Source organism: Sphingomonas echinoides ATCC 14820 (assembly GCF_000241465.1).
Classification (GTDB): Bacteria; Pseudomonadota; Alphaproteobacteria; order Sphingomonadales; family Sphingomonadaceae; genus Sphingomonas; species Sphingomonas echinoides.
Map to the genome: position 1 here is coordinate 2658042 of NZ_JH584235.1, position 10486 is coordinate 2668527.

At 67.9% G+C, this 10486-nt stretch carries 11 protein-coding genes and 1 tRNA gene; 7 read left to right on the forward strand and 5 right to left on the reverse strand.

The annotated features are described in order from the left end of the window. Positions 1 to 63: 63 nt before the first annotated feature. The 4 genes from ON00_RS12550 to ON00_RS12565 all read left to right on the forward strand — a co-directional run bounded on the left by ON00_RS12550 (position 64) and on the right by ON00_RS12565 (position 3770). Positions 64 to 1536 (forward strand): NAD(P)(+) transhydrogenase (Re/Si-specific) subunit beta, encoded by a 1473-nt coding sequence (locus tag ON00_RS12550; RefSeq protein ID WP_010406230.1) that lies wholly within the window; start codon positions 64 to 66, stop codon positions 1534 to 1536. A gap of 54 nt (positions 1537 to 1590) precedes the next feature. After that, entirely contained in the window at positions 1591 to 2493 is a 903-nt protein-coding gene (locus tag ON00_RS19885; RefSeq protein ID WP_010406231.1) for a hypothetical protein, read from the forward strand. A gap of 151 nt (positions 2494 to 2644) precedes the next feature. Continuing rightward, positions 2645 to 3610: a winged helix DNA-binding protein gene (locus ON00_RS12560; RefSeq protein ID WP_010406232.1), complete on the forward strand. Its 966-nt coding sequence runs from the start codon at positions 2645 to 2647 to the stop codon at positions 3608 to 3610. An 84-nt stretch (positions 3611 to 3694) separates the two neighbouring features. After that, positions 3695 to 3770: transfer RNA gene (locus ON00_RS12565), tRNA-Val, on the forward strand. Positions 3771 to 3782: 12 nt separating this feature from the next. Here ON00_RS12565 and cobU read toward each other — a convergent pair. Then, complete coding sequence (gene cobU / locus ON00_RS12570) at positions 3783 to 4304, reverse strand: bifunctional adenosylcobinamide kinase/adenosylcobinamide-phosphate guanylyltransferase (protein WP_010406233.1); 522 nt, start codon at positions 4302 to 4304, stop codon at positions 3783 to 3785. A 99-nt stretch (positions 4305 to 4403) separates the two neighbouring features. Between cobU and ON00_RS12575 the strand changes: the two genes are divergently transcribed. Genes ON00_RS12575 through ON00_RS12585 form a run of 3 tightly spaced genes read left to right on the forward strand, consistent with a single transcriptional unit; the run spans position 4404 to position 7781 of the window. Further along, positions 4404 to 5399, forward strand: a complete 996-nt coding sequence (locus ON00_RS12575) for an aminotransferase class I/II-fold pyridoxal phosphate-dependent enzyme (protein ID WP_010406234.1) — start codon at positions 4404 to 4406, stop codon at positions 5397 to 5399. Next, positions 5392 to 6333: an adenosylcobinamide-phosphate synthase CbiB gene (cbiB, locus tag ON00_RS12580; RefSeq protein ID WP_040602080.1), complete on the forward strand. Its 942-nt coding sequence runs from the start codon at positions 5392 to 5394 to the stop codon at positions 6331 to 6333. The genes ON00_RS12575 and cbiB overlap by 8 nt, the downstream gene beginning before the upstream one ends. Next, positions 6321 to 7781: a cobyric acid synthase gene (locus tag ON00_RS12585; protein ID WP_010406236.1), complete on the forward strand. Its 1461-nt coding sequence runs from the start codon at positions 6321 to 6323 to the stop codon at positions 7779 to 7781. Before cbiB ends, ON00_RS12585 begins: the two co-directional genes overlap by 13 nt. On the opposite strand, the gene cobS is transcribed toward ON00_RS12585, so the two are convergent. The 4 genes from cobS to ON00_RS12605 are packed head-to-tail and all read right to left on the reverse strand — an operon-like array spanning position 7761 to position 10463. After that, positions 7761 to 8480 carry an adenosylcobinamide-GDP ribazoletransferase gene (gene cobS / locus ON00_RS12590; RefSeq protein WP_010406238.1) on the reverse strand — a complete coding sequence of 240 codons (720 nt, stop codon included), beginning with the start codon at positions 8478 to 8480 and terminating at the stop codon, positions 7761 to 7763. The two genes, ON00_RS12585 and cobS, sit on opposite strands and share 21 nt — an antisense overlap. Then, the gene (locus ON00_RS12595) at positions 8477 to 9046 is read right to left on the reverse strand and encodes a histidine phosphatase family protein (RefSeq protein WP_010406239.1); all 570 of its coding nucleotides are present in this window, start codon (positions 9044 to 9046) and stop codon (positions 8477 to 8479) included. Before ON00_RS12595 ends, cobS begins: the two co-directional genes overlap by 4 nt. Beyond that, a complete protein-coding gene (gene cobT, locus ON00_RS12600) occupies positions 9043 to 10059 on the reverse strand; it encodes a nicotinate-nucleotide--dimethylbenzimidazole phosphoribosyltransferase (RefSeq protein WP_010406240.1) in 1017 nt (338 codons plus the stop codon). Before cobT ends, ON00_RS12595 begins: the two co-directional genes overlap by 4 nt. Continuing rightward, positions 10056 to 10463, reverse strand: coding sequence for a DUF1636 domain-containing protein (locus ON00_RS12605; RefSeq protein WP_010406241.1), 408 nt, complete (start codon positions 10461 to 10463; stop codon positions 10056 to 10058). Before ON00_RS12605 ends, cobT begins: the two co-directional genes overlap by 4 nt. Positions 10464 to 10486: the final 23 nt, after the last annotated feature.

The following is a 10486-nucleotide window of genomic DNA, read 5'->3' on the forward strand; positions in this document are numbered from 1 at the left end:
TAAGGCTATTGGCGCGGTGGACCCCGGCACAAGGCCGGGGTGACGGCAAGGGGTTGAAGACACGTGGAACACATAACCGTCAATCCCTGGGCATCGCTGGCCTATCTCGTTGCGGGGGTGTGCTTCATCCTCGCGCTGCGCGGGCTGTCCAGTCCGGCGACGAGCCAGCGCGGCAACCGCATGGGCATCATCGGCATGACCATTGCCGTGGTGACGACGCTCATCACGCATGTGCCCTATCTGTTCAGCGATGGTTGGACGCTCTACGCACCCGCCCGTGATATCACGCCGTTTATCGACTGGCTTACTGTTGCTGAAATCCTCGCCGCAATCGGGATCGGTGCCGCGATCGGCATCACCACCGCGCGGCGCATCGCGATGACCGACATGCCGCAGCTCGTCGCCGCCTTCCATTCGCTGGTCGGGCTGGCGGCGGTGCTGGTGGCGTGCGCGGCGTTCCTCAATCCGGGCGCGTTCGGCATTGCCGAGGGCGGCGTGATCTTCGCGCAAAGCCGCATCGAAATGGGGCTGGGCGTTGCGATCGGCGCGATCACCTTTTCGGGCTCGGTGATCGCCTTCCTCAAACTCAACGGCAATATGGGCGGCGCGCCGATCCTGTTGCCGGGGCGGCATGTGATCAACCTCGGCGTGCTCGCCGCGATCCTGGGGCTGGTCGGCTATTTCACCATCGACCAGAGCGCGTGGGTGTTCTGGACGATCACGGTGCTGAGTTTCGTGATCGGCTTCCTGCTGATCGTGCCGATCGGCGGGGCGGACATGCCGGTGGTGGTGTCGATGCTGAACTCCTATTCGGGCTGGGCGGCGGCGGCGATGGGCTTCACGCTGCACAATACGGCGATGATCATCACCGGCGCATTGGTCGGGTCGTCGGGCGCGATCCTCAGCTACATCATGTGCAAGGCGATGAACCGCAGTTTCATCAGCGTGATCGCGGGTGGCTTTGGCGGCGAAACCGCGGCGGCGGGCGGCGCGCCCAAGGAACAGCGGCCATGGAAGCGCGGATCGGCGGAGGACGCCGCCTTCCTGCTCGAACAGGCCGAACAGGTCATCATCGTGCCGGGATACGGCATGGCGGTGAGCCAGGCGCAGCACGCACTGCGCGAAATGGGCGACAAATTGAAGGCGCATGGCGTGCGCGTGAAATATGCGATTCACCCCGTCGCCGGGCGCATGCCGGGGCATATGAACGTGCTGCTGGCCGAAGCGAACGTGCCCTATGACGATGTGTTCGAGCTGGAGGACATTAACAGCGAATTCGCGCAGACCGATGTCGCTTTCGTGATCGGCGCGAACGACGTGACCAACCCGGCGGCCAAGACCGACAAGACCTCGCCGATTTACGGCATGCCCGTGCTCGACGTGGGCAAGGCCAAGACCGTGCTCTTCATCAAGCGCTCGATGGGCGGGGTCGGCTATGCCGGGGTCGACAATGACGTGTTCTATATGGACAACACCATGATGCTGCTGGGCGACGCCAAGAAGATGGTCGAAGAGATCGTCAAATCGCTGGACTAAGCTAGTATCCTTCGGCCAAGCTCTTGATCTGAAACGCGAACGGGGGTTTGGGCGATGGTGACGGTTGGCGATATTATCGGCGGTGGCTTTCGTCTGATCCGGGAGCGGATCGGTGCGGTGGCGGTATGGGCTGGCCTGTATCTGGTGATGAACGTCGCCGTGGTTTTGGGGCTACGGCCGATAATGGCCGGAACGCTGGCGGCGCAGGCAGCGGGCGTGGCCCCTGATCCCGCGCTGATGATGGCGGGGATGAGCCAGATGTTCGGCCTCTACCTGCTGCTGATGATCGGCCTGCTGGTGCTGTACACAGCCGCGTTGCGCGCCGCTGTGCGCCCGGCGGAAAGCGGCTTTGCCTATCTGCGCCTGGGCATGGACGAAGTGCGCATGGTGCTCGTCGCATTGGTGCTCTCGGTCGGCTTCTTTCTGTTGTACCTGTTGCTCGTGCTGGTCGTGGGCGTGGTTGGCGGTGTGGTGGCGGTGGTCGCGCGCGGGGCGGCTTTGCCGGTGTTCGTTCTGCTTGGCCTGATCGTGCTGGCGGTGCTGATGTTCTTCTATGTGCGCTTCTCGCTCGCCTTCGCGCTGACGATGCAGCGCGGCAAGATCATGATCGGCGAATCGTGGAACCTGACCAAGGGGCGGTTCTGGACGTTGTTCGCTGCGTATCTCGTCGTTGGCCTGATCGTGACCGTGGTGTCGGTGTTGGTGCTTGGCCTTACCCAGGGCAGCTACATTGCGGAAATGGCGCAGGGCGGCTTCCGGCCCGAGGCGGTGCAGGCGGCGCAGCGCCACCAGATGGAGCAGCAATTCGGCGCGATTACCGGCCTGACCGTGGTGGGTTGGGTGCTGGGCGCGGTGCTGATGACGTTGTGGATCACGCTGGCGGCGGGCGTGGCGGGCGCGGCGACGACCGGATTGCGCGACGATGCCTTTGCCGACATCGGTGCCGTCTACGAATGAACGAGGCGGCTTTGCTCCATTGCGGAGCAAAGACACGCATTCGCGTACCTTTCGCTGCCGAAACGGCGCGGCTTTCGCTGTTCCGCCATTAGGAAATACGTACTTTGCGTACTCAGCCGCGGCCCTAGCCCGGCGTAGCGGAGCGGCAGCGATGGACAAAGACGGGCAAGCGACAGGCGGGGCGTTTCCGATCGGCGGAGCAAGAAGACAGGCCCCGGACATTCTGGCGATCGTCGCGGACGATCGGCGCGCGATGGTGGCGGAGGTGTGCGACGCCGTGCGCGGGGAACGCTGGGCATGGACCGACTGGCACGGCGCGACCGAGCGTTTGGAGCATGCCGGGTCGGTCGGGATCGTCCTGGCCGACACGCGCGGGGTTAGCGAGGCGCAGCTTGCACCCGTCCTGTCACAGCTCGACGCCTTCGCCCGCGGCGCGGGGCAGCGGGTGATCGTCGCGCTGGATTTCGAGCAGATCGATCTCATTTCCGCCGCGCTCGCGACGCCAGGGATCGAATTGTTATGCGCGCCGAGTCTTGCCGAATATGTCGCGGCGTTGTTTGTGGCGGGGGGCGGCACCGGCGGCGTGCGCGACAGCGGGCGCGAGGCGGAGGCCGAGCGGTTGCGGCAATTGCACGAACAGGTCGCGCGCATTGCCGAAACGCTCGCCCGCTTGACCGGCGAAGCGACCGACCTGCCCGCGCGCGAAAGCGGCCATGTCGGCGAACATGGCATGTCCTATCGCGGCGGGCCTGCCGCTGCCGCTGCCAGCCCCATCGCCGCGCGCGACATTCGCGATGCGATCCGCGCGCGGCGCATGCGCGACCAGCATTTCGGGAGCGGACTGTTCGAGGATCCGGCATGGGACATGCTGCTCGATCTGTTCGCCGCCGAGCTGGAGCGGTCGCAGGTTTCGGTCTCCAGCCTCTGCATTGCCGCAGCGGTTGCGCCGACCACCGCGTTGCGCTGGATCGCCAAGCTGACCGATGCCGGGCTGTTCGAGCGCCAGCCCGACCCGTTCGATCGCCGCCGCGCCTTTATGGCGCTGTCCGCCCGCGCGAGTGCGGCGATGCGCGCCTATTTTGGGGCGGTGCAACGGATCGGCGCGCCGATCGCGTAATTGCGCGCTGCGGCGGCGCAGAGGCTTGCAGTGTCGGCCCGGTGATGGCACAGGGCGCTTCTTCGTTCCCGCGAGCGGGGTCGCGGGCGATTAGCTCAGTTGGTAGAGCGTCTCGTTTACACCGAGAATGTCGGCGGTTCGAGCCCGTCATCGCCCACCACGCCCTGCACGGCTATTTCAGCACCAACGGCAAACCGGCAGCGACAAACACCACCGAATCGACGGTGCGTGCGATTGCCTGGTTGATCGTGCCCGCCATATCGCGAAAGCGGCGCGCCAGCGCATTGTCGGGCACGATGCCAAGGCCGACTTCATTCGATACGAGCAGGATTTTCCCCGGCGCAGCGGCGATGGCGGCGGTGAGGTCGTCGATTGCCGAGGTCAGATCGGCCTCCGCGAACAACAGGTTGGACGCCCATAGCGTCAGGCAATCGATCAGCAGGACGGTTTCGGGGCGACTGTGCGCGGCAATCGCCTCGGCCAGCGCGAGCGGTGCCTCGTGCGTTTGCCAGCGCGCACCACGCTCGGCGCGATGCCGCTCGATGCGATCGTCCATCTCGCCATCGAGCGCTTGCGCGGTGGCCAGATAGAGCAGCGCCCCCGGCAGGCCTTCCGCCTGGCGCTGGGCAAAGCCACTCTTGCCGGAGCGCGCGCCGCCCAGGATCAATTGTGTCCGTGTGAATGCAATCGACATCGCTTTGGCGGTTCCAACAGAGTCGCGTTGCCCTATAGCGCGGACGCGGCACTCTGCACCGTTCGATCGAGCGCGGGTGGGGCCAGACGACGGGATACTGTGCGCTTGCGGGAATGGACCATACATGGCGGTCGGCTTGCGGAAGCGCAGCTTCATTACCGCGACGCGCCGACACCGTGGCTGGATCTGTCGACCGGGATCAATCCAGAGCCGTGGCCGGGAGCCGACGCGCTGACCTTCGACTGGGCGCGTTTGCCGGACGACGCCGCGCTTCGTCAGCTTGAAGCGGTCGCCACGGCCTATTTCGGAGCGCGGGGGCCGCAGGTTCTGGCGCTACCCGGCACCGAATTCGGCTTGCGCGGTTTGGCGACGCTTGGCCTGCCCGCGCCCTTCCGCCATGTCTGGCCGGGGTATCGCACCCATGCCGAAGCGTTGCCGGGGAGCGTCCCCGTGTCCTTCGACGCCGCGATCGAGCTGGCGGGGCAGGGCGGCACGATCGTGCTGGCCAACCCGTCCAACCCCGATGGGCGCTTGCTTGCGCCTGCCGATGTGATGGCGCTGGCGGCGGTGCTCGCGCGCAGCGGCGGATGGCTGGTGGTCGATGAGGCGTTCATCGATGCGCAGGACGCCGGCAGTATCGTGCCGTTGCTGGACGGGACCGAGCCCGTTTTGGTCATGCGCTCGTTTGGCAAGTTCTTCGGTCTGGCGGGCGTGCGTTTGGGTTTTGCGGTGGGGCCCGCCGCGATGATCGCACGTTGGCGCGCGACCGTCGGCAGTTGGCCGCTCTCCGCCGCCGCGATCGCGATTGGCACGGCGGCTTATGGTGACAGCGGCTGGATCGCCAGCACCCGCGCCGCCCTGTTCGAGCGGGCAGCGGCGCTGGACCGGGTGTTGCGCCGCCACGGACTGGAGCCGATCGGCGCTTCGCCGCAGTTCCGGCTGGTGGCGTGCGAGGCGAGCGCGCTGTTCGACCGCTTGGCGCGCGTCGGTATCCTGACGCGACCGTTCGACTATGATCCGCGCTGGTTGCGCCTGGGTGTGCCCGCATCGCGCGGAGATCTCGCGCGTCTCGATCGGGCTCTGGCCGGTGGCTGAACCGGTCGCGCTGGTGGCGCTGGCCCTGGATGCGGCGATTGGGTGGCCCGCCTGGCTGTATCGGCGGATCGGTCACCCGATCGGGCTGTTCGCCCGAATCCTCGACATGTGTGAACAGGCATGGAACCGGCCCGACCGTTCTTTTGCGGCGCGCCGGGCGCTCGGGGTTCTCACGATGGCGCTGCTGATCGGGACGGTCGGCGGGGCAAGCTGGTTGCTGCAACGCGCGGTGCTGGAGGGGCTTGGCCCAATCGGGTGGCTGGTGTGCGCGCTGCTCGCCTTTCCCGCGCTGGCGCAGCGCAGCCTGGACGATCACGTCCGCGCGGTTGCGCTGGCGCTCGAGCAAGGCGACCTGCCCGCCGCGCGTACTGCCGTCGCGCAGATCGTGGGGCGCGACCCCGACGCGCTCGATGCCGCCGGGGTCAGCCGTGCCGCGATCGAGAGTCTGGCGGAAAGCTTTTGCGACGGGGTTGCCGCGCCGTTGTTCTGGCTGCTCGCGTTGGGGCTGCCGGGCGTGTGGATGTACAAGGCGATCAACACCGCCGACAGCATGATCGGCCACCGTGAGCCACGCTGGCGCGCGTTCGGCTGGGCGGCGGCGCGGATCGACGATGGGGCGAACCTGGTACCGGCGCGCCTTGCCGGGATCGCGATTTGCCTTGCCGCAGGCAAAGGGTGGCGAACGATGGCGCGCGATGCGGGCAAGCACGCCTCCCCCAATGCCGGATGGACCGAGGCGGCGATGGCGGGCGCGCTCGATCTGCGGCTGGTTGGCCCGGTCTGGTATGATCGCGTTCTGCACGACAAGCCCTGGATCGGCGCGCACGGACGCAACGATGCGGGGGGCGTCGACATTCGCCGCGCGCTGGTGATTTATCGCCGGGCGTGCCTGTTGCTGTGGGCAATCGCAGGAGGGCTGGCATGGGCGCTGTAATGTTGCAGGGGACCGGCTCGGATGTCGGAAAATCGGTGCTGGTGGCGGGGCTGTGCCGCGCGCTTGCCAATCGCGGATTGCGCGTGCGCCCGTTCAAGCCGCAGAATATGTCGAACAACGCCGCCGTCACCGCCGATGGCGGCGAGATCGGGCGGGCCCAGGCGACCCAGGCGATTGCCTGCCGCACCGAGCCGACTACCGACATGAATCCGGTGCTGCTGAAGCCGCAGGCCGATCACACATCGCAACTGATCGTGCATGGCCACGTGCGCGGCACCTTGCGCCCGGGCAATTACCGGCAAGCGCGCGGGGCCCTGCTGGAGGATGTGCTGGCGAGCTATCGTCGGCTGCGCGCCGAATGTGATGTGGTGGTGGTGGAGGGGGCGGGGTCGCCCGCCGAGATCAACCTGCGGGCTGGCGACATCGCCAATATGGGGTTTGCTCGCGCGGCGGGGGTGCCGGTGGTGCTGGTCGGCGATATTGATCGCGGCGGTGTGATCGCGGCGATCGTTGGCACGCGCGCGGTGATCGACCCCGACGATGCCGCGATGATTCACGGCTTTCTGATCAACAAGTTTCGCGGCGATCCGGCGCTGTTCGAGGACGGGTATCGCCAGATCGAGCAACTGGCGGGCTGGCGCGGCTTTGGCGTGGTGCCGTGGCTGGCCCCGGCGGCGCGCTTGCCAAGCGAGGATTCGGTCATTCTCGAACGCCCGATCGTCAGCGAAGCGCAACGGATCGTCATTGCCTGCCCGATCACGCCGCGTATCGCCAATTTCGACGATCTCGATCCGCTGAAGCTGGAGCCGGGCGTGGAGGTGCGGATGATCGCGCCCGGCCAGCCGATCCCGGCCGAGGCCGCTTTGGTGGTGCTGGCCGGATCGAAGGCGACCATCGCCGACCTTGCCTTCCTGCGTGGCCAGGGGTGGGACATTGACATCCTGGCGCACCACCGGCGGGGTGGCCATGTGTTGGGCCTGTGCGGCGGGTATCAGATGCTGGGGCGCTCGATCAGCGATCCGCAGGGCGTCGAGGGGCCGCCGGGCAGCGTGGCCGGGCTGGGTCTGCTCGCGGTGGACACCGTGCTTGCCGGGCGCAAGACGCTGGAGCGGGTGCACGGCACCGCGCTTGGTGCGGCGTTCCAGGGCTATGAAATTCATATGGGCGAGACCACCGGCCCCGATACCGCCCGCCCGGTTGCCCATATGGCCGATGGCCGGAGCGACGGGGCGATCAGCGCCGACGGGCGCATCGCGGGCAGCTATGTCCACGGTCTGCTCGATCTTGCCGGTCAGCGCGCGGCATGGCTCGCGCGGATCGGGGGGACGGGCAGCGGCATCGACCAGCAGGTGGCGGTCGATCAGGCGCTGGACGAAATCGCCGCTTTGCTCGAAATCCATCTCGACATCGACGCGTTGGTCGCGCTGTCACAGATGGCGCAGGGCTAACACCGCGAGCAGCAAGCCGGTTTCGACCAGTTCGATTCCCGCGCCATGGCAATCCCCCGAAACACCGCCGAGGGTTCGCCGCAGCCACACGCCCCACAGGGCAATCAACGGCACCGCGAGCAGGATGGCGGGCACCACTATCGCACCCGCCGCCAGCGCGACGGACCATCCGACGATGTGCGATACGCGCACGTGCTCGACGAAGCGCGCGCCAAGCCCCGCATGCAGCGGTGGCAACCACAGCGTCCACACCAGCGGCCCAATGCGCGCGGCAAAGGGCAGCAGGATCAACGCCGGGAAAACATCGCCTGCCGCGATCAGGGCGTGGACCAGCACCAGCTTGGCGAGGAGTTGCAGCACGATCGCGACCACGCCGAAGCTGCCGACATGCGGATCGGCCATCACCGCGAGCAAGCGCGCGCGGTCCTTATGTGCGGCACCGTAGCCATCGGCGAGGTCCGCCAGCCCGTCGAGATGCAGCGCCCCGGTCACCCCCACCCAGACCGCCACCGCCGCCAGCGCCGCCACCCAGCCATCGAGCTGTGCGCCGAGCCACGCGCCGCCCGCGACCAGTGCCCCGATGATCAGTCCGACGGCGGGAAACCAGCGCATCGATCGGGCAAAGTCGCGCTCGGTCGCCTGCACTTGTGGCGTTGGCAGGCGGGTGAGGAACTGGATCGCCAGGAGGACGCTTTTCATCGGCGCAGGCCAATAATCTGCGCAGCGGGCGTTTCGCCCCGCCACACGCGCAACGACAACAGGCTGGCATAAGGCAGATCGATCGCCCAACTCTGGCGCGCATCGAACCCGCACAGCACTGCCAGCGCCGCCCGCATCGCCCCGGCGTGCGTCACCACGAGCGTTGGCACCGCCGCCAGATTGGCGAGCGCCTCTGCCACCCGCCCGACGAGATCGGACCAGCGCTCGCCCCCTGGCGGCGCGCAGCCATCGGGGTCGTCCCAGAAGCGCGCGAGCGCGTCACTGTCCACCGCGTTGGGGGGCAGGCCGTCCCACTGCCCGAAGTCCAATTCGCGCCAGCGCGGATCGATCGTTAGCGGGATCCCTCTCACCGTCGAGATCGCCGCGCCCGCGTGCTGGGCGCGCGACAAGTCCGATGCGATCAGCGTCGCGACATCCAGCTCGCGCGCCTGCGCCACGCACGCGGCGATGCCCGACGGCAGCGGGGTCGCGTCGGTGTGGCCGATGAAGCGCCCCGCGCGTTCCGGCTCGCCATGCCGCAGGAGGTGCAGGAGGACGCTGCTCACAACGCCTCCGCCACCCCCGCCTCGGCAAAGGTCGCCATGCCGTTATGCGCGGCGAGTGCGCTGCGGATGACCGACACGGCCACTGCGGCACCGCTGCCCTCCCCCAGCCGCATCCCGAGCGACAGGAGCGGCTCCAGTCCCAAATGGCCGAGCAGGCGGACATGCCCCGGCTCGGCCGAACAATGCCCGGCGATGCAGTGATCGGTAATGGCAGGCGCGTGGGCGGCCAGCGGCGCGAGTGCGGCACAGGTGATGAAGCCATCGAGAACCACCGGCACGCGCTGTCGCCGCGCGGCCAGCACTGCGCCCGCAATCGCCGCGATCTCGCGCCCGCCCAGCCGCCGCAGCGTTTCAAACGGCGTGTGCGGTGCGCCCGCATGATAGGCGAGCGCGCGTTCGACCACCGCGATCTTGCGGGCGATGCCGTCCGGGTCGACCCCGGTTCCCGGCCCGACCCACTCTGCCACCGCGCCGCCAAAGCTGCGCGCGCACAAAGCGGCGGCGGCGGTGGTGTTGCCGATGCCCATCTCGCCGACCACCAGCACATCGAGCTCCGGCGTCACCACTGCGGCCCCGGCGGACAGCGCGGCCAGGCATTCGTCCTCCGTCATTGCGGGGCTTTGCGTGAAATCGGCGGTCGGACGATCGAGCTCCAGCGCGACCACCGAAAGCTCCAGGCCCGCCGCCGTCGCCAGGGCGTTGATCGCCGCGCCGCCATTCACGAAATTGGCGACCATCGCCTCCGTCACGCTGGCGGGAAAGGCGCTGACGCCGTGGACGACAAAGCCGTGATTGCCCGCAAAAAGGGCGGCGCGGCCGCAGGCGATGCGCGGCCGCGCGGTGCCCTGCCACCCGGCCATGAACAGCGCGATATCCTCCAGACGACCGAGCGAGCCCGGCGGTTTGGTCAATGCCGCTTGCCGCGCGCGCGCAGCGCCTGTCGCCGCCCGATCGGGTTCGGGCAAATCGGCCAGCGCGGCATCGAACGCGGCGCGCGATGCAAAACCGCTCATTGCGCGACAAAGCCCGGCGGCGGCGTGCGGGTGATGAAATGCCCCTTCACGCCCTGCGGCCACTCTTTGAACGGCACGCGGCCATGCTCGCTCTCGGCATAGGCCAGCGCGTAATCGAGCAAGGCGGTCGCGGCATCGGCATCGGGCGTGAAGCGCCCCAGCACATAGCCGACCTTGCCCGGCGCACGCAGATGCACGGTGCAGAATTCGCTGCAGGCGAACAGGCACGGCATTTCCTGGACGGCGATGCCCACATAGCGTGGGTCACCGGCCTGCACTTCGCGCAACGCCGCGACCAGCCGCGCGCCGCCGCGCAAACCGGCCGCATCCTCTTTCGCGTCGCCGCTGTGGCGACAGGTGTTGCAGGCGACGATGGCGGGGCCATCCTCCACGGGGGTCAGCATAAGGTCGGGGTCTTTCCTGTGGC

What these genes read in the sequence shown, in the direction of transcription:
- ON00_RS19885 (WP_010406231.1), top strand. Translation starts at nt 1,591, where the DNA reads ATGGTGACGGTTGGCGATATTATCGGCGGTGGCTTTCGTCTGATCCGG.
- ON00_RS12605 (WP_010406241.1), bottom strand. Translation starts at nt 10,463, where the DNA reads ATGCTGACCCCCGTGGAGGATGGCCCCGCCATCGTCGCCTGCAACACC.
- cobT (WP_010406240.1), bottom strand. Translation starts at nt 10,059, where the DNA reads ATGAGCGGTTTTGCATCGCGCGCCGCGTTCGATGCCGCGCTGGCCGAT.
- ON00_RS12585 (WP_010406236.1), top strand. Translation starts at nt 6,321, where the DNA reads ATGGGCGCTGTAATGTTGCAGGGGACCGGCTCGGATGTCGGAAAATCG.
- ON00_RS12560 (WP_010406232.1), top strand. Translation starts at nt 2,645, where the DNA reads ATGGACAAAGACGGGCAAGCGACAGGCGGGGCGTTTCCGATCGGCGGA.
- cobU (WP_010406233.1), bottom strand. Translation starts at nt 4,304, where the DNA reads ATGTCGATTGCATTCACACGGACACAATTGATCCTGGGCGGCGCGCGC.
- cobS (WP_010406238.1), bottom strand. Translation starts at nt 8,480, where the DNA reads ATGAAAAGCGTCCTCCTGGCGATCCAGTTCCTCACCCGCCTGCCAACG.